The organism is Pseudomonas sp. SDO5215_S409 (genome assembly GCF_054071325.1).
In genome coordinates this window covers 45,497-62,176 of sequence record NZ_JBSVWN010000038.1, presented here as the reverse complement: position 1 = coordinate 62,176, position 16,680 = coordinate 45,497, and the positions used below count along the sequence as shown (strand labels likewise).

16 protein-coding genes are annotated in these 16,680 nt (G+C 62.2%); 5 read left to right on the top strand and 11 right to left on the bottom strand.

What is annotated here, in order from left to right:
* Nucleotides 1-28: 28 nt before the first annotated feature.
* The 6 genes from ACW9H9_RS19200 to ACW9H9_RS19175 form a co-directional block, all read right to left on the bottom strand.
* Nucleotides 29-1,042, bottom strand: coding sequence for an ABC transporter substrate-binding protein (locus ACW9H9_RS19200; RefSeq protein ID WP_457344701.1), 1,014 nt, complete (start codon nucleotides 1,040-1,042; stop codon nucleotides 29-31).
* 69 nt (nucleotides 1,043-1,111) lie between these two features.
* Nucleotides 1,112-3,745 (bottom strand): TonB-dependent receptor domain-containing protein, encoded by a 2,634-nt coding sequence (locus ACW9H9_RS19195; protein WP_457344702.1) that lies wholly within the window; start codon nucleotides 3,743-3,745, stop codon nucleotides 1,112-1,114.
* Nucleotides 3,746-3,890: 145 nt separating this feature from the next.
* Nucleotides 3,891-4,826, bottom strand: a complete 936-nt coding sequence (locus tag ACW9H9_RS19190) for a FecR domain-containing protein (RefSeq protein WP_457344703.1) — start codon at nucleotides 4,824-4,826, stop codon at nucleotides 3,891-3,893.
* Complete coding sequence (locus ACW9H9_RS19185; RefSeq protein WP_457344704.1) at nucleotides 4,823-5,332, bottom strand: sigma-70 family RNA polymerase sigma factor; 510 nt, start codon at nucleotides 5,330-5,332, stop codon at nucleotides 4,823-4,825. Before ACW9H9_RS19185 ends, ACW9H9_RS19190 begins: the two co-directional genes overlap by 4 nt.
* Nucleotides 5,333-5,445: 113 nt before the next feature.
* Complete coding sequence (locus ACW9H9_RS19180; protein ID WP_457344705.1) at nucleotides 5,446-6,237, bottom strand: phosphate/phosphite/phosphonate ABC transporter substrate-binding protein; 792 nt, start codon at nucleotides 6,235-6,237, stop codon at nucleotides 5,446-5,448.
* 9 nt (nucleotides 6,238-6,246) lie between these two features.
* On the bottom strand, nucleotides 6,247-7,188 hold the full coding sequence (locus ACW9H9_RS19175; RefSeq protein ID WP_457344706.1) for a fatty acid desaturase: 942 nt from the start codon (nucleotides 7,186-7,188) through the stop codon (nucleotides 6,247-6,249).
* A 160-nt stretch (nucleotides 7,189-7,348) separates the two neighbouring features.
* On the opposite strand from ACW9H9_RS19175, the gene ACW9H9_RS19170 reads away from it, so the two are divergent.
* A complete protein-coding gene (locus tag ACW9H9_RS19170) occupies nucleotides 7,349-7,777 on the top strand; it encodes a GNAT family N-acetyltransferase (protein ID WP_457344707.1) in 429 nt (142 codons plus the stop codon).
* Nucleotides 7,778-7,836: 59 nt separating this feature from the next.
* The gene (locus ACW9H9_RS19165) at nucleotides 7,837-8,655 is read left to right on the top strand and encodes a class I SAM-dependent methyltransferase (protein WP_457344708.1); all 819 of its coding nucleotides are present in this window, start codon (nucleotides 7,837-7,839) and stop codon (nucleotides 8,653-8,655) included.
* 58 nt (nucleotides 8,656-8,713) lie between these two features.
* Here the strand turns inward: ACW9H9_RS19165 and def are convergent, their stop codons facing one another.
* From def to ACW9H9_RS19150, 3 genes are all read right to left on the bottom strand, one after another.
* Nucleotides 8,714-9,253, bottom strand: a complete 540-nt coding sequence (def, locus tag ACW9H9_RS19160; protein ID WP_457344709.1) for a peptide deformylase — start codon at nucleotides 9,251-9,253, stop codon at nucleotides 8,714-8,716.
* On the bottom strand, nucleotides 9,250-10,200 hold the full coding sequence (locus ACW9H9_RS19155; protein ID WP_457344710.1) for a YihY/virulence factor BrkB family protein: 951 nt from the start codon (nucleotides 10,198-10,200) through the stop codon (nucleotides 9,250-9,252). Before ACW9H9_RS19155 ends, def begins: the two co-directional genes overlap by 4 nt.
* Nucleotides 10,201-10,369: 169 nt before the next feature.
* Nucleotides 10,370-10,555, bottom strand: a complete 186-nt coding sequence (locus ACW9H9_RS19150; RefSeq protein ID WP_034115689.1) for a CsbD family protein — start codon at nucleotides 10,553-10,555, stop codon at nucleotides 10,370-10,372.
* A 196-nt stretch (nucleotides 10,556-10,751) separates the two neighbouring features.
* Here ACW9H9_RS19150 and ACW9H9_RS19145 point away from each other — a divergent pair, with 196 nt between their 5' ends.
* Entirely contained in the window at nucleotides 10,752-11,129 is a 378-nt protein-coding gene (locus ACW9H9_RS19145) for a hypothetical protein (RefSeq protein WP_457344711.1), read from the top strand.
* Between the two features lie 57 nt (nucleotides 11,130-11,186).
* Here ACW9H9_RS19145 and fadD1 read toward each other — a convergent pair whose 3' ends face one another.
* Nucleotides 11,187-12,878, bottom strand: a complete 1,692-nt coding sequence (gene fadD1, locus ACW9H9_RS19140) for a long-chain-fatty-acid--CoA ligase FadD1 (RefSeq protein WP_457344712.1) — start codon at nucleotides 12,876-12,878, stop codon at nucleotides 11,187-11,189.
* A 378-nt stretch (nucleotides 12,879-13,256) separates the two neighbouring features.
* On the bottom strand, nucleotides 13,257-14,945 hold the full coding sequence (fadD2, locus tag ACW9H9_RS19135) for a long-chain-fatty-acid--CoA ligase FadD2 (RefSeq protein ID WP_457344713.1): 1,689 nt from the start codon (nucleotides 14,943-14,945) through the stop codon (nucleotides 13,257-13,259).
* A gap of 207 nt (nucleotides 14,946-15,152) precedes the next feature.
* Here fadD2 and ACW9H9_RS19130 point away from each other — a divergent pair, with 207 nt between their 5' ends.
* The gene (locus ACW9H9_RS19130) at nucleotides 15,153-16,097 is read left to right on the top strand and encodes an alpha/beta hydrolase (RefSeq protein WP_457344714.1); all 945 of its coding nucleotides are present in this window, start codon (nucleotides 15,153-15,155) and stop codon (nucleotides 16,095-16,097) included.
* Between the two features lie 55 nt (nucleotides 16,098-16,152).
* Complete coding sequence (locus ACW9H9_RS19125) at nucleotides 16,153-16,623, top strand: MaoC family dehydratase (RefSeq protein WP_457344715.1); 471 nt, start codon at nucleotides 16,153-16,155, stop codon at nucleotides 16,621-16,623.
* Nucleotides 16,624-16,680 lie beyond the last annotated feature (57 nt).

Genomic DNA, 16,680 nt, shown 5'->3' with positions numbered 1-16,680 from the left:
ACGCGGCGGCGCGCTCACACAGCAGGGATTAAAGGCTGGCCTTGACCTTGGCGGCCACGTCTGCCGGAACCCATGCTTGCCAGATTTGCGGCTGTTCTTTCAAGAAGGCTTCGGCGACCTGGCGCGGCGCCTGGCGCTTTTCGGCCATCTGCGCCAGCGTGCTGTTGAGCAGGTCGATCGGCAAGTCGACTTTTTCAAAGAACGCCACCAGTTGCGGGTACTGGGTCTTGAACGGCGCCGATACACCAATCGCCAGGCGGGCCGGCAGCGAGCGGGTGCCTTGGGGGTTGGGGTTGTGGGCGTCGGACAAGGTCTTCCAGGCCTCGGCGTTGAACGGCGGCTCTTCCAGTTTCACCAGTTTGAAGCGGCCCAGCAGCGGGGTCGGCGACCAGTAGTAGAACACCACCGGTTTGCCACGGCGGATCGACGAGGCGATCTCGGCATCCAGCGCGGCACTGGAGCCGGTGCGGAAGTTGACGAAGCTGTCGCTCAGGCCATACGCCTTGATCTTCTGGCTGTTGACGATTTCCGACGTCCAGCCGGTGGGGCTGTTGAGGAAGCGGCCACGGGTCGGGTCTTCGGGGTCGCGGAACACGTCTTTGTAGCGGGCCAGGTCGGCGGTGGTCTTAAGGTCTGGCGCCGAGGCCTTGATGCCCCGTTCGGCGTCGCCCTTGATCACGTATTCGGGCACCCACCACCCTTCGGTGGCGCCCTTGACCGTGTCACCCAGGCCGAACACTTTGCCTTCGCCTTCGGCCTTGATCCACGCGGGGCTGCGCCCGGCCCATTCTTCGCCGATCACCTGGATGTCGTTCTTGGCCAGCGCGGCCTCCAGGCTCACGGTGCTGCCGGGCAAGGTGTCGGTGGGCAGGTTGTAGCCTTTCTCGACGATCAGGCGCAGCACTTCGGTGATGAGGCTGCCGCTCTCCCAGGTGATGTCGCCAAAATGAATCGGCTTGACAGTTTCGGCCGCTGGGGTTTGCTGGGCCAACAGGCTCAAGGCCAGGAGGCCGCCACTCAGGATTTTTTTAAAGGGGTTCATCGTCAACCTCGTCGTTGTGCGGTGATGATCGTGCGGCAGGGGACGCCAGGCGTCCCCTGCCCTCAGGGTTTAAAAGTCATAACTGAGCCGGGTGTAGTAGAACGCCCCTTCCGGCGCCGTCGGCGACAAGTAGCTGTATTGCTGGCCCGGGGTCTGGCGCAGGCGCTGGTTGAAGTCGTCGGGCTTGCTATCGAACAGGTTGTTCACGCCCACTGACAGGCGCAGTTGCTTGGTGAACGCGTAGTTCACGTCCAGGTCGGTGGTCCATTGGGCGCTGAAGGTCTGGTCGTATTGCGCATTGGCTTCGGCGGCGGCGTATTTGCGGTATTTGCCGTAGCGGGTTTCGTTGAGCGCGATGGTCCATTGGTCGATCTTGTGAACCGCGCCAAACACCAGTTTGTCTTCGGGGTAGCCGTGCTCCAGGAACCCACGGGACTCGCGGGTCAGCACCTCGAAGCCGTTTTCGTTTTCGTGGACTTTCTCGATGGTGGTACGCGCCTTGGTGTACCCGGCCGACAGGCTCAGGTTGCCGAACTGCGAGAGGTCCAGGTTGTACTTGCCGACAATGTCGACACCGCGGGTGCGGGTGTCGGCAGCGTTGGTCATGAACTGCGCCCAGGAGTACTGGCCGTAGCCGGCGTTTTTCAGGATCTGCTCGGCGACCGGCCCGGAAATGCCGCCGCTGAACAGCAAGCGGTCACGAATCGAGATCTGGTAGGCGTCGATGGTCAGCGAGGCTTGCTCGGTAGGCCGCAGCACCAGGCCCAGCGAGTAGTTGGTGGACTTTTCCGGCTTCAGCGGCTGGGCGCCCAGCGCGCGGGCGGCCGGGTTGTCGGCCGGCAGCATGCGGGTCAGCACCGGGTTGCCGTTGGCGTCGAGGTTGGTGGTGGTGGTCCACGACGTGCCGATCTGCCCCAGGCTTGGCGCGTGGTAGGCGTTGTTGACGGTGGCGCGCAGACCCACTTGCGGGGTGAAGTCATACCGCGCCGACAGCTTGCCGGTGGTGGCCGAGCCGAAGTCGGAGTAGTGCTCGGTACGCCCGGCGAGGCCCACCTGGAATTTGTCGGTCACCTGGTTTTCCAGGCCGAAGTACACGCCGCCCACGTCACGCTTGAAGGTGCCAGCGTCGTCCGGGGTGAGGCCCGAGGCCTGGACTGCGCCGACCTGCACGCCGTCGATGCCGCCGTAGGAGTAGGAATCGTAGTCACCGGCCTCCAGGCGATATTGCTCATGGCGGTAGGCAACGCCCGCCGAAACCGTCAGCGGATGGCTCGACCAGTTGACGTCCAGGTCCTTGGCGTAGTCCAGGGTGAGGTTGGTCTGGTCGTTGACCAGCGTGGCCACGTCAAACTTGGTCGGGCTGTTTGCACCGTAGCTCGGGTTGACGGTGTTGAAGGCCAGCTCGTCGTGCTTGTCGCGCCCGTAGGTGGCGCTGAGGTCGAAGCGACCGAGGCTCTCGTCCTCGTAACGGGTGCCCAGGGTGATGGCGCCGTCTTCGTAACGGTAACGGTATTTGGGGATGGTGCCGCCCGGGTAGATCGACGCCACGTTGTTGGGGCTGCTGGCCAGCAGCGGCGGCGTGTTGTTGACCGAGGTGTCCTGGCCAAACGTGGCAAAGCTGTACACGCGCCACTGGTCGCTCAGGCCGATTTCGGCGTTGGCCGCCAGGTTGTATTTGTTGCGCCCGGCGCCGCCCCAGCGCGGGTCTTGGACCTGGCCGTCGGCGACGTATTTGTCGCCGATGTCGTCGGGGCGGTTGTTCAGGGTGTTGAAGCTCAGGGTGAGGAAACCGTCGCCCGGCAGGCCCACGCCGTACCAGCCGTCGGTGGTCTTGCTGAAGCCGTCGCCCTGGGCGTATTTGCCCAGCTGGGTGTTGAGGCCGCCGCCGCTGTCACGCTCCTTGAGCACGATGTTGACCACCCCCGCCACGGCGTCGGAGCCGTATTGCGCCGAGGCGCCGTCGCGCAGCACTTCGACGTGGTCGATGGCGCTGATGGGGATCATGTCCAGGTCCACCGGCTGCGCGCCAATGAACGGCACGCCGCCCGAAATATTGACCACCGCCGAGGTATGGCGGCGCTTGCCGTTGATCAGCACCAGGGTCTGGTCGGGCGACAGGCCGCGCAGGGACGCGCCCTTCGGGTCCTGGCCACGGGTGGCGCTGTTGTTCTGCGGAAAGTTGAACGAGGGCAGCAACTGGAACAGCGCCTGGTTGAGGCTGGTAGCCCCGGTTTGCTTGAGTTCTTCGGCGTTGATCACGTCCACCGGGGCGCTGCTGGTCAGTGCAGTGGCGTCGCTGCGCCGGGTGCCGATGGCGACCACTCGGTCCAGGGTCGGCGCTTGCGCGGCGCTGGTTTGCGCCTTGACGTCGCTGGCGATTTTTGTCGAGCCTTCCTTGACGATAAACGCGCCGTCCGGGCTCACCTGCACCTGCAGGCCGGTGCCCTTCAGCGCGGCATCCACCGCCTGTTGCGCCGACAGCGAACCGTCCACGCGGGCCGAGGAATAGTTACCCAGTTGCGGCGTGAATGAAATCACCTGGCCGCTCTGGCGACTGATGTTCAGCAGCACCTCGTCCAGCGGGCCGGGCGCGATGTGGTAGACCTGCCGTGCGTCTTCGGCACTGGCGGCAAACGACAAAAACAGACTGGCCAGCGGCACCAGGGCAAAGGTTCGTAGCGATACTCGGTTGATCTGGTTCACGTTGGCTCCCCCCAGGAAAACTCCATGACGCTGCTCCCCGCAGCGCTTACGGGAGTGATGTGGGACGGGGGACGCAAAACTTGCAGACCGTTTGGTTATGTCCTTAGAACGTCGCTGAAGCGGCTCGGCCCGGCAGAAGTCTGATTCAGGCACCACTGACGGTCACCCACAGGTCGGTGCGGCGGGTGATGTGGATCGGCAAGGTGCGCGCCAGGGTGTCCAGGGTCTGGTCGGGGTTGTCCAGCCGGTACAGGCCGCTGACCCGCAGCCCCGACACGGCCGGGTCCAGGCGCAGCACGCCGGTGTGATAGGGGCGCAGCGCATCGATCACCTCCACCAGCGGGCGGTCACGCACTTGCAAAAAGCCGTCGACCCAGGCCGTGGCGCCCGCCGCGCTGGCGAGCACCGGGCCGAAGCCTGTGCGGTCGTAGCGCACTTCATGGCTGCTGGCCAATTGCAGGTGATCACCGTGCTGGCCGTCGATGTCCACCGCGCCGTTGAGCGCCACCACCTGCCCCTGCCCGTCGCGCTCGCGCAGCAACAGGCGGTCGCCGTAGACGCGCAAGCGGGTGGCGTCGGTGTGGATCAGGAACGGTCGGTGGCGGTCGCTGGCGACCTGCACCAGCAACTCGCCCTCCAGCAAGAGGACCCGGCGCTGATGCGGGTCGAACTGAACATCGGCGGCGCTGCGGGCGTTGAGCGACAACGCGCTGCCGTCGGCAAGCGTCACGGTGAGCCGTTCGCCCGTGCCGGTACGCACGTCGGCGGTAAAGTCCTGCAGCATGGGTCGCGCCAGCCAGCCTGCGCCCAGCATCACGCCCGCGCCCACCAGCGCACCGCGCAACACGCTGCGCCGGCTGGACGGCGCCTCGAGCGCACGCTGCACCAGGGTGCCGCTGACGCCCTGGGCCTTGGGCACCTGGAACACGCCCAGGCGGTTTTCGAGCTGCTGGCAGAGCGCCTCGTGGCGCGGGTCGGCGGCGCGCCATTGCTGGTAACGCTGCCAGTCGGCGGGTGTCGCGCTGCCCGAGCGCAGCAGCACGATCCAACGGGTGGCGCTGTCGATCAGCTCGTCGCTCATTCCACGCACAACCTCAGGCAACGGTTCACGGCGCGGGTCATGTAGTCACTGACCGAACGTTGGGAAATGCCCAGCTCGACGGCGATTTGCGGGTACGTCAGGCCATTGAGTTGGGACAGCAAAAAGGTGGCCTTGATCTTGGCCGGCAAACCGTCGAGCAACTGGTCGATGGCTTGCAGGGCCTCGAGCATCTGCGCCAGGTCTTCGGGCGACGGTGCAGGCGAGGTGTCATCCAGGTCCAGGGCCTCGAGGTAGGCGCGCTCCAGGTCGCGGCGGCGCCACAGTTGGTACATCAGGCGTTGGGCGATGGTGGTAAGCAAGGCGCGCGGCTGGCGGATCGGCTCCGTCACCGGGGCGCTCAGCAGTTGTACGAAGGTGTCGGCGGCGATGTCTTCGGCGGCCGCGCGGGAGTCCAGATGCCGGTGCAAACGGCTGCACAGCCAGTCGTAGTGACTACGGAACAAGCCGCCCACGTAGGCGCTGTGAGAAGTATCGGCACCGGACATGGTGGCTGTGGCTCCATCTGAAAGGTTGCGTGTTATGTCCGGTGTTCCGGTGGGGCGATCCTAACAAGGCTGCTTATTCTTTAATAATATTTAAAAGGTATTTTTATATAACCTTATTGAAGCTTTGGAAAACCCGCCTCCAGCGCATGTTGCTGGTAGTCCAGCAGCACCTGATAGTCCGCCTCCTCGGCGGGCAATACTTCGCGGATACCCAGGGTCTGCGCGACGTGGGGCAGGTCCTGCAAGGCGCCGTTCATGGCCTGGCGGATCGTCAGAATGCGCGCTTGATCCAACGCGCGCACGCCGATGTAAGGCAGCGTGGGGCTGGGTGCGCTGTGGGTGACGATGCGCAGGCCCGCGACTTCTTCGGGGGCCAGGCGGGCCAGGTAGTCGAAGGTCACGCTGTCGATGGCGGCGAGGTCGGCCCGGTCTTCACGCAGCCAGCGCAGGCTCTCGCGGTGGGCGCCGCTGATGCCGACGCTGGCAAAGAAGCGGCCACCCTGCTGCAACGGCGCCAGGCGTTCACGCAACAGGTTCATGCCGCTGTTGGAGTCGTGGCCGTTGATCACACCGCGGCTGTCGTAGAAGTCCGCCAGGGTGGTGCGGGCGTTGTCCTCGCGGGTCAGCAGCAAGCTGCAATGCTGGCCACCGCTGCTGTGGGGCAACTCGTAGCGCGGACGGCCGATCAGTTGGACCTGGCCGCGCAGCTCGGTCATCAGCGGGTAACCGCAGGTCTGGCTCAGCAGCAACTCGGGGGCCCGCCACAGGGCGCGTAAATCCAGGTGGTCCGCGGCGCGTCGACGTGCGCCCAGGCGCTCGACAATACGCGTCAGCCAGGCGTCGTTGGCCTGCTGGATCGCTTGCGGTGCCACGTACATCAACAGCTCGGCGTACTGCTCACTCATCATCGTCTCTCAGGCAAAGGGGTGGCGGGGGCTGTCGATGGCCTTGACGCCGTGACGGCCGAGCAACTGGCCGTAGCCCTGCACCAAAAAGCCGCCGCTGCGGGCCACCCATTGTTCACGGCGGGCCGTATAGACCCGGGGCAGGAGATACCAGGGCAGCTTCGGCAAGTCGTGATGCACCAGGTGCAGGTTGTTGTTGAGAAACAGCCAGGTCCACGGCCACGCCGCTTCGTTGAGCACCGTGCGCTGTTCGGGCTGCGGGTGCGGGCGGTGTTCATAGTAGGAACGCACCGCGGCCACCGACAAGCCCGGCACGCTGATCAGCAGCAGGTAATGCCACACCCCAATGGCGCTGTACTGTGCAATGAACGCCAACATCGCCAAGGTGATCGCGCCGTGGGTGAGCCACATCTGCCAAGCATCGCGCCGGCCTTGGCGCAGGCGCAGGTACTCGTGGCGCGCCAGCCGCCACAGCGACAACGGTGAGCCGATCAACAAGCGCCCGCACACGGTTTTGTTCAACCAGTGCACCGCGCGTTCGACGGGGTTGCTGGTGTCCCACTGGCGTTGCGCCAGGTAGCGGCTTTCGGGATCGACGCCGGGCAGGGTCAGGTCGTCGTCGTTGTGGTGCAGCAAGTGGCTGTCGCGGTACAGGGTGTAGGGATACCAGACGGCAAACGGCGCGTAGCCGAGCAGTTTATTCAGCGCGTTGAAACGCGTCGGGTGGCCGTGCAGCAGTTCGTGTTGCACCGACATCCACAGCGTCACCAGCGGGATCAACAAGGCCGTGCTCAGCCACAGGCCGAGCCAATGGCTGGCAAGCACCACCGCGAACCAGCCGCTGTAGACGCCGACCAGCAGCAGCCAGGTCGGCCATTCGGTACGCGCGGTAAAACTGCGGGTGAGTACTTCGATTTCCCGGCGCTGGGTGTCATCAAGGTAGTTAGGCATCGTTTGCTCAAGACAGGCTAGGCCGGTGAAAAAATCGGCTGGATGCTGTGATGTGAAACGAGCGGGAAAAATCTTGCAGATCGATTGGTGCTGAGCTTAGAAGCAAAGGTGATAGCGACTACAATGCCTGCCCTTTCCCCTGACACATGCCTTGGCAAACATGCACATCGAACCTCTGGCAGAACCGCTGTGGCCGCTGCTGAACAAGTTTTATCGCAGCCACGATTCGTCGATGAAAGCGCTCAAGGGCGCCGGACTGTGGGTGGCCCGCGACACCGCGATTGTCGCGGGCCTGTGCCTGAGCCCCGTGGTGGGCGGGCACTGGTTGACTGGTCTATTTGTAGACCCGGCCTACCGGGGCCAAGGCCTGGCGGGGCGCTTGATCGGCGAGGCGACGGCGACGGCAGACGGCACCGTTTGGCTGCTGTGTCACCCGGACCTGGAGGCCTTTTACCAACGCCTGGGGTTTAGCCAGGACACCCGCTTGCCCCAGTCATTGGCCGAGCGACTGGTGCGCTATAAACGCAACAAGCCGATGATCGCCATGGGCTTAGAACCGTTGGTGAGGTCGATCTTCCATAAAGTGTGATCAAGGCCTGCGAGCCCCATGCTAGCCTCGGCGGCACAGTGGCCCACCCCAGGATGATCATGAAAGCGACCCTTGCAGCCTTGTCCCTTGCCGCCCTCTTCGCCCCGGCCTTGAGCCAGGCGGCGGAGGCGCCGATTTCTGCCGGGCAGTACCAGGCCGTGCTGGCCGGTGACTGGCGCGAACCGGCGAACAGCGCGCGGGATGTGTATCGCCATCCGCAGCAGACCTTGACGTTTTTCGGGCTCAAACCCCACCAGACGGTGATCGAGATCACTCCGGGCAACGGATGGTACAGCGAAGTGCTGGCGCCGCTGCTCAAGGACCATGGGCATTACATCGCCGCCGTGCAGGCCGCGGCCACCAGCGGTTATGCAAAAGCATCGGAAGAAAGCCTCAAACAAAAATTCGCCGCAGACCCCACGCACTACGCCAAGGCCACGGTTGTCGAGTTTGACCCCAAGGCGCCGGTGTTTGGTGCGCCTGGCTCGGCAGACACCGTGCTGACTTTTCGCAATGTGCATAACTGGGTACTGGCCGACACCTCGGCAGCCACCTTCAGCGGGTTTTTCAAGGTGTTGAAACCGGGCGGCGTGTTGGGTGTGGTGGACCATCGGGCCAAGGACGGGGCGTCACTGGAAGACATCAAGCACAGCGGCTACCTGACCACCGCCTATGTGGTGAAACTGGCCACCGATGCCGGCTTCAAGCTTGAGGCGCAAAGCGAGGTGAATGCCAACCCCAAAGACACCAAGGACTACCCCGGCGGGGTGTGGACGTTGCCGCCCGCGTTGCGGCTGGGTGAGCAGGACAAGGCCCGGTACTTGGGCATTGGCGAGTCGGACCGGATGACGTTGCGGTTCGTCAAACCGCTTCAATAATGGGCGCGGTCTACGTGGGAGCAGGTGCGCTCCCACGGGGCTGCGCAAGCGAGGTGGGTCAGTCGTCGGCGGTGGGGTCCATGTCGGGGAACATCACTTCGATAAAGCCGAACTTGCTGAAGTCAGTGATCCGCGAGGGGTAGAGCCGACCGATCAGGTGGTCGCATTCGTGTTGCACCACACGTGCATGAAACCCGTCTGCAATGCGCACGATCGGTTCGCCCTTGGGGTCGAAGCCTTCGTAGCGGATGTGCTGATAACGGTCCACTGCGCCGCGCAGGCCGGGCACCGACAGGCAGCCTTCATAGCCTTCTTCCAGTTCGGGACTCAAGGGTGTGATCAGCGGGTTGATCAGGATGGTCTGCGGCACGGCCGGTGCGTTGGGGTAGCGTTCACTGCTCTCGAAACCAAAGATCACCAGTTGCAGGTCCACACCGATCTGCGGTGCCGCAAGGCCCACGCCGCCTACGTGTTCCATGGTCTGGAACATGTCGTCGATCAATTGCCACAACTCGGCGGTGTTGAACATTTCGGGCGGTACGGGCGGTGCGATGCGCAACAGGCGCTCGTCGCCCATTTTCAGGATTTCTCGGATCATTGATCAGGCTCGTAGGTGACAGGCTTGAGTGAAGGGTCGCGGCCAAGGCCGGACACGTGTTGCTTGTCGTCGTGCGCGTCGAAATCCTTCTCGCCGGGGTCCTTCCCTTCGGCCGACATGTGCTCGATCACCGCATTCATCTCCGCCCCCAAAAGCAGCACCGCAGCGGAAATATAAAAATACAAAAGCAACACGATGATCGCGCCGATACTGCCATACATCGCGTTGTAGTCGGCAAAGGTTTTTACGTAATACCCAAACCCCAGGGAGGCGATGATCCACACCACCACGGCCAGCACCGAGCCTGGGGTGATGAAGCGAAATTTCTGCTTCACGTCGGGCATCACGTAGTACATGAGGGCCACGGCGAACATCAGCAGCACCACAATCACCGGCCAGCGCAGGATGGTCCACAGCGTGACCACGAACTCCTGCATGCCGATCTGCCCCGCCAGCCATTCCATCACCTGGGGCCCGAGCACCATCAGCGCGGCCGCGGCCAGCAACATGCCGGCGATGCCCACTGTGTAGAACACCGACAGCGGAAAGCGCTTCCAGATCGGCCGACCTTCCACCACGTCGTAGGCCGCGTTCATCGCGCTCATCATCAGGCGCACACCAGCCGAAGCGGTCCACAAGGCGATGACGATACCCACGGACAACAGGCCGCCCTTGGACTGCTGCAATTGGTCGATCACGGGGTTGACCTGCTCCAGCGCCTGGGGCGGCAGCACCAGTTCCGATTGCAGGCGCAGCCAGGTGAAGAAATCTGGCAGGTGCAAAAAACCGATCAGGGCGATGAGGAACAGCAGGAAGGGAAACAACGAGAACAGCATCTGGTAGGCCAGTGCCGAGGCGTAGGTAGGCATCTCGTCGTCGGCAAACTCCTTGACGGTGCGGATCAGCACTTTGTGCAGGGGCAAGCCTTTGAGGACCGGAAAAATCATAGCGTCTCCTTTCGCCGCAAAAAGGGGTGAGTTCGCGGGCGACTCAGGGGCCGTTTTCTACATCAAAGTAGCCCATCTGGCGACTTTGAAACAATTTCGAAACTTTAATTCCCGCGTGTGACACAAAAACGGCCATCCGTGGATGGCCGCTCTTCAGAGCCGATGCGGTTTACTTGGTCGCTTTCTTGACCGCATCTTTGGTGTCGCCGACGGCTTTCTGCACTTCGCCTTTCTTTTCCTGAATCACGCCTTCGGCACGCAGTTTGTCGTTGCCGGTGACTTTGCCAACGCCCTGCTTGATGTTGCCCACGGCTTCGTTCGCCAGACCTTTGGCCTTGTCCGATGTGCTACTCATGAGGTTTCTCCTGATAACAATCAATGGTTTGGGTCGCTACACAAGAACTGACCACTGGCGTTGGCGCAGAGTTTCATTTTTTTGCCGGGCATTTCATCGCCCAAAGCAGGTTGGGCTTTATGTTTTACGGCCAACCCTTGAGAATGCCGGGCACATCCAGGCGCAAGCACTGGAGCACAGATCCCGTAGGAAGGTTATGAAACTCAATAAAGCACAGGCCATCGCCCGCAGAAACCAGGAACTGGGCGGCAACGTCCTTGGCGTCAACAACTGCCACTTCACCGACCTGGACCGCAAGCGCAACATCTGGTGGTTCGACCTGCCCGTGGTCCGCATTGCCGTGGGCCAGTACGAGTGGGTCCACTTGCTGATGCACAACACCGAAACGGATCAGTTGCTGCATGTGAAAGTGACCACGGCGTTTCTGCGCGAAAAACTCGAAGGCCTGGTGGTGCGTAATGCAGGCAAGCGCAAGCCGGAGATTACCCTTGAACTGAGCGCCGACAAGGACTCGTTCCTCCAGGATGTGCGCCCGGCGGGTGCGGGCGTGGGGTTTGCGCAGTTCATTCAGTAAGCACTTTGCGCCCATGAAAAAGCCCCGCATCCGCGGGGCTTTTTGCAACTGGACCGGTTACTTCTTCAGGCCCAGTTTTTTCAGCTCTTCGTCGCGCAGTTCGCGGCGCAGGATCTTGCCCACGTTGGTGGTGGGCAGGGCTTCGCGAAACTCCACCGCCTTGGGCACTTTGTAGCCGGTGACGTTGGCGCGCATGTGTTCCATCACCTGGTCCTTGGTGAGGGTGGCACCGGGTTTGACCACGATGAAGATCTTGATGTGCTCGCCAGATTTTTCGTCCGGCACGCCGATGGCCGCACATTGCAGCACGCCCGGCAGCGACACCAGTACGTCTTCCAGTTCGTTGGGGTACACGTTGAAACCGGAGACGAGGATCATGTCTTTCTTGCGATCGACAATGCGCATGTAGCCGTCAGGCTGGATGATCGCGATGTCGCCGGTCTTCAGCCAGCCCTCGCTGTCGAGGATCTCGGCCGTGGCGTCTTCACGCTGCCAGTAACCCTTCATCACTTGCGGGCCCTTGACGCACAGCTCGCCGATTTCCCCCAGTGGCAGTTCGGCGCCGTCGTCGCTGATCACCTTGCACACGGTGGAGGGCACGGGAATGCCAATGGTGCCGATCTGGATGGCCTGGGACGGGTTCACCGTGGCGACCGGGCTGGTTTCGGTCATGCCATAACCTTCGCAGATCGCGCAGCCGGTGACGGTCTTCCAACGCTCGGCGGCCGCCAGTTGCAGGGCCATGCCGCCCGACAGGGTGACTTTGAGCGATGAAAAGTCCAGCTTGCGAAACGCCTCGCTGTTGCACAAGGCGACAAACAAGGTGTTCAGGCCCACAAAGCCGCTGAACTTCCACTTCGACAGTTCCTTGACCATCGCCGGCAGGTCACGCGGGTTGCTGATCAGGATGTTGTGGTTGCCGATCAGCATCATTGCCATGCAATGAAAGGTGAACGCGTAGATGTGGTACAGCGGCAGCGGCGTGATCAGGACCTCGCAACCTTCCTTGAGGTTGGCCGCCATCAACGCCTTGCACTGCAGCATGTTGGCCACCAGGTTGCGGTGGGTCAGCATCGCGCCCTTGGCCACGCCGGTGGTGCCGCCGGTGTATTGCAGCACGGCCACGTCACCGCTGGGCGGGCTGGCTTCGTTGACCGGCTGGCCGTGCCCCTTGGCGAGCACGTCGTTGAACTTGATGGCGTTGGGCAGGTGATAGGCCGGCACCATCTTTTTCACGTACTTGATGACGCTGTTGATCAGCAGGCGCTTGAGGGGCGGCAGCAGGTCGGCCACTTCGGTGACGATCACGTGCTTGACGCCCGTTTTGGGCACGACCTTTTCGGCCAGGTGCGCCATGTTGGCCAGGCACACCAGGGCCTTGGCGCCGGAGTCGTTGAATTGGTGTTCCATTTCCCGCGCGGTGTACAGCGGGTTGGTGTTGACCACCGTGAGCCCTGCACGGATGGCGCCGAACACGGCCACCGGGTATTGCAGGACGTTGGGCAGTTGCACGGCGATTCGATCACCGGGCTGCAAGTCGGTATGCTGTTGCAGGTAGGCCGCAAAGGCACCGGACAATTCGTACAGCTCACCGTAGGTGATGGTCTTGCCCAAGTTGCTGAAAGCCGGTTTGCTGGCGAAGCGTTGGCAGGACTGTTTCAGTACCGCCTGAATATTCGGATACTCGTCTGGATTGATTTGTGTAGCAATCCCGGCGGGGTACTTATCCTTCCAAAAGTCTTCGTTCATGGAAAGCCCACTCCTCAGCAACGCTAATTCAATCATCGCATTTGATGCGATTATTATTTGTGTATGTTTTTTTAGGGTGAGTCTGGCGCTGAAAAGCATGCCGAGAGGTCACAAAGCGGGCCGAGAGTAGCAGCTTTGCCAAGGGCCGCCTAGAGCCAAAAGAGGGCCCTACAGTCATAAACATGACTCAAGAATTACCAATAGTCATTTTTAGAGCAAAAATTCTACATTCATAAAAAAGGCTCTGGGACGGGGCTTCCAGAACCATTCCGAGGGCTACGGGCGCAGGTTTGCGCACGATTAAGGCGGGCCAGCCAACACATCTTGCAACTGACACACCTCCATCACGCCCCCACCCCCTCTCCCTCTCGCGGGTGATCAGGCGATGTCGCGTAACTCGCGCCGCAGGATCTTTCCTACCGGTGTCATCGGCAGCGACTCCCTCAGCACAATGTGCTTGGGCACCTTGTAGCCTGTGAAGTTGGTCTTGCAGTACGCCTTCAACTCTTCAAGGCTCACCCCTTGCGCACGCGCCACCACAAACAGCTTCACCGCCTCGCCGGTGCGCTCGTCCGGCACACCGATCACTGCGCAGTTGGCCACTGCCGGATGGGCCATCACCACGTCTTCGATCTCGTTGGGGTACACGTTGAAACCCGAGACGATGATCAGGTCTTTTTTGCGGTCGACGATGCGCACGAATCCGTCCGGGTCGATTACCGCGATGTCGCCGGTCTTCAGCCAGCCATCGGCGTCCAGGGTTTCAGCGGTGGCCGCCGGTTGCTGCCAATAGCCTTTCATCACCTGCGGGCCCTTGATGCACAGCTCGCCCCGCTCGCCCAGCGCCAGCTCCACGCCGTTGTCGTCAATGACTTTCATGGCCGTGCCCGGCACTGGAATGCCCACCGTGCCCAGGCGCGACTGGTTGCCATACGGGTTGGTGCTGGCCACTGGCGAGGTTTCGGTAAGGCCGTAGCCCTCACCGATCGAGCAGCCGGTCAGTTGTTTCCAACGCTCGGCCGTGGCCTTGACCAGCGCAGTGCCGCCGGAATTGGTGATCTTCAGGTGGGAGAAGTCCAGGGTCTTGAAGTCTGGGTGGTCCATCAAGGCCACAAACAGCGTGTTGAGCCCCAGCAGGCAGGAAAACCGCCACTTCTTGAGTTCCTTGATAAACCCGCCGATGTCTCGCGGGTTGGTGATCAACACGTTGTGATTGCCGGTGACCATCATGCACATGCAGTTCGCCGTGAATGCATAGATGTGGTACAGCGGCAGCGGCGCGATCATCACTTCCTGCCCTTCGCGCACCAGCGGCTGACCATCGTCGGCGATCTGCGACATGCACGCCCGTGCCTGCTGCATGTTGGCCACCAGGTTGCCGTGGGTCAGCATCGCGCCCTTGGCCAGGCCCGTGGTGCCGCCGGTGTATTGCAGCACGGCGATGTCATCGAGCGTGACCGGATGACGGGTGACGGGCTGGCCCGCGCCCATGCGCAACGCACGCTTGAACGAAATGGCCTGGGGCAACTGGTAGGCCGGGACCAGTTTCTTGACTTTGTCGACCACGGTGTTGATCAGCCAGCCTTTGGCGGCGGGCATCATGTCGCCCATCCGGGCTTCGATCAGGTATTGGATCTCGGTGTCGGCGCCGACCTCCTGCACCCGAGCGCCAAACATGTTCAGGTACACCAACGCCCGAATGCCCGCGTCCTTGAACTGGTGGCGCATCTCGCGCGGGGTGTACAGCGGGTTGGTGTTGACCACAATCAGCCCGGCCCGCAAGGCGCCGAACACCACAATGGGGTATTGCAGGACGTTAGGCATCTGCACCGCGATGCGGTCGCCCGGCTTGAGGTCGGTGTGCGCTTGCAGGTAACCGGCGAACGCCGCGCTGTAGCGCTCTAACTGGGCGTAGGTCAGGGTAACGCCCATATTGCTGAACGCCGGACGGTCGGCAAAGGCCTTGCAGGAGCGCTCGAACACTTCGATCACCGACTTGTAAGCCGTCAAATCGACCGCGTTGGCCACGCCCGCCGCGCGTTTGTCATTCCAGAAATCAGGTTGCATTATTCTTGTCCTCTTACCTGAGTATGTCCGGCCGCCTTTCGCTGCCATGAAAAGCGGAGCTTTGAGGACGTTAGCAGCTATAGCCAATCCGGCAAATCCACACGCACCGTCATTGATTGCGTGAATCTTCATGCCAGGCCTGGGCCGATCCAACCACGGGCGGCACAGGCGCTATACACTGCAACGACCCCCAGCAAAGGAAGCGCCATGAACTCCACCACCTTCTGGCTGAGCGCGAACGACCGCAGCCGCTTGTTCGTCAACCAGTGGCTACCGGACGGCCCACCCAAGGCGTTGGTGATGCTGGCCCACGGCATGGCCGAACACAGCGGCCGCTATGCCCGGCTGGCCCAGGCCCTGTGCCAGGCCGGCTACGGCCTTTACGCACTCGACCAGCGTGGCCACGGGCGTACCGCCGATGCGGGCACCCTGGGCCTGTTCGCCGAAAAAGACGGCTGGAGCAAAGTGGTCGGCGACCTCGCCAGCCTCAACCAGCACATTGGCCAGCAGGCGCCGGGGGTGCCGATTGTTTTGCTGGGGCACAGCATGGGCAGCTACATCGCCCAGGCCTACCTGCTGCACCACAGTGCCAGCCTTCATGGCGCGATTTTGAGTGGTTCCAACTTCCAGCCCGTGGCGCTGTATCGCGCCGCCAAGGTCATCGCCCATCTGGAGCGGCTACGCCAGGGCCTGCGCGGGCGCAGTGCGTTGATCGACTTCTTGTCGTTCGGCTCCTTCAACAAAGCGTTCAAGCCCACCCGCACCGCGTTCGATTGGCTCAGCCGCGACCCGGCCGAGGTCGACCGTTACATCAACGACCCGCTGTGCGGCTTTCGCTGCACCAACCAGCTGTGGGTGGACTTGCTCGGCGGCTTGCAGCAAATCAGCAAAGCGCACAACCTGGCGCAGATCGACCCCGGCTTGCCGCTGCTGGTGATCGGCGGAGAATGTGATCCGGTCAGTGAGGGCAAGCGTCTCAAGGATCTGGCCCATGCACTCAGAGGTGCGGGCTGCCAGCACGTGCAGCTCAACCTCTACCCGCAGGCACGCCACGAAGTGTTTAACGAAACCAACCGCGACGAAGTGACGGCGGACCTGGTGAGCTGGCTGGACCAAGCCATCACCCTGCGCCGGCCCGCGCGCTGCGAATGAATTTATTTTCGTTTAAAATCAAAAAATTACGACTAGCGACAGGACAGACCACGCGATGACCCAGGTTACCAACACCCCGTACGAAGCCCTTGAAGTCGGCCAGACCGCCAGCTTCAGCAAGACCGTCGAAGAGCGCGATATCCAGCTGTTCGCGGCGGTGTCCGGCGACCACAACCCGGTGCACCTGGATGCCGAATACGCCAAGGCGACCCTGTTCAAAGAGCGCATTGCCCACGGAATGTTCAGCGGCGCCCTGATCAGCGCAGCGGTGGCCTGTGAGTTGCCTGGGCCGGGCACGATCTATATCGGCCAGCAAATGAGCTTTCAGAAGCCGGTAAAAATCGGTGACACCCTGACCGTACGTCTGGAAATTCTCGAGAAGCTGCCAAAATTTCGAGTGCGTATTGCCACCCGTGTCTTCAACCAGCGCGATGAGTTGGTGGTGGACGGCGAAGCCGAGATCATGGCCCCGCGCAAGCAGCAGGAAGTGACGTTGACCGAGTTGCCGCCGATCAGCATCGGCTAATCACTGACGCAAAAAAGGGAGCGGGTAAACACCCGCTCCCTTGCTGACAACCAGAAC

Excerpts from the sequence above, each read along its gene's own strand:
- ACW9H9_RS19175 (WP_457344706.1), bottom strand. The coding sequence starts at position 7,188 with ATGCCTAACTACCTTGATGACACCCAGCGCCGGGAAATCGAAGTACTC.
- ACW9H9_RS19125 (WP_457344715.1), top strand. The coding sequence starts at position 16,153 with ATGACCCAGGTTACCAACACCCCGTACGAAGCCCTTGAAGTCGGCCAG.
- fadD2 (WP_457344713.1), bottom strand. The coding sequence starts at position 14,945 with ATGCAACCTGATTTCTGGAATGACAAACGCGCGGCGGGCGTGGCCAAC.
- ACW9H9_RS19180 (WP_457344705.1), bottom strand. The coding sequence starts at position 6,237 with ATGAGTGAGCAGTACGCCGAGCTGTTGATGTACGTGGCACCGCAAGCG.
- ACW9H9_RS19185 (WP_457344704.1), bottom strand. The coding sequence starts at position 5,332 with ATGTCCGGTGCCGATACTTCTCACAGCGCCTACGTGGGCGGCTTGTTC.
- ACW9H9_RS19170 (WP_457344707.1), top strand. The coding sequence starts at position 7,349 with ATGCACATCGAACCTCTGGCAGAACCGCTGTGGCCGCTGCTGAACAAG.
- ACW9H9_RS19130 (WP_457344714.1), top strand. The coding sequence starts at position 15,153 with ATGAACTCCACCACCTTCTGGCTGAGCGCGAACGACCGCAGCCGCTTG.
- ACW9H9_RS19165 (WP_457344708.1), top strand. The coding sequence starts at position 7,837 with ATGAAAGCGACCCTTGCAGCCTTGTCCCTTGCCGCCCTCTTCGCCCCG.
- ACW9H9_RS19190 (WP_457344703.1), bottom strand. The coding sequence starts at position 4,826 with ATGAGCGACGAGCTGATCGACAGCGCCACCCGTTGGATCGTGCTGCTG.
- def (WP_457344709.1), bottom strand. The coding sequence starts at position 9,253 with ATGATCCGAGAAATCCTGAAAATGGGCGACGAGCGCCTGTTGCGCATC.
- ACW9H9_RS19150 (WP_034115689.1), bottom strand. The coding sequence starts at position 10,555 with ATGAGTAGCACATCGGACAAGGCCAAAGGTCTGGCGAACGAAGCCGTG.
- ACW9H9_RS19155 (WP_457344710.1), bottom strand. The coding sequence starts at position 10,200 with ATGATTTTTCCGGTCCTCAAAGGCTTGCCCCTGCACAAAGTGCTGATC.
- fadD1 (WP_457344712.1), bottom strand. The coding sequence starts at position 12,878 with ATGAACGAAGACTTTTGGAAGGATAAGTACCCCGCCGGGATTGCTACA.
- ACW9H9_RS19145 (WP_457344711.1), top strand. The coding sequence starts at position 10,752 with ATGAAACTCAATAAAGCACAGGCCATCGCCCGCAGAAACCAGGAACTG.
- ACW9H9_RS19200 (WP_457344701.1), bottom strand. The coding sequence starts at position 1,042 with ATGAACCCCTTTAAAAAAATCCTGAGTGGCGGCCTCCTGGCCTTGAGC.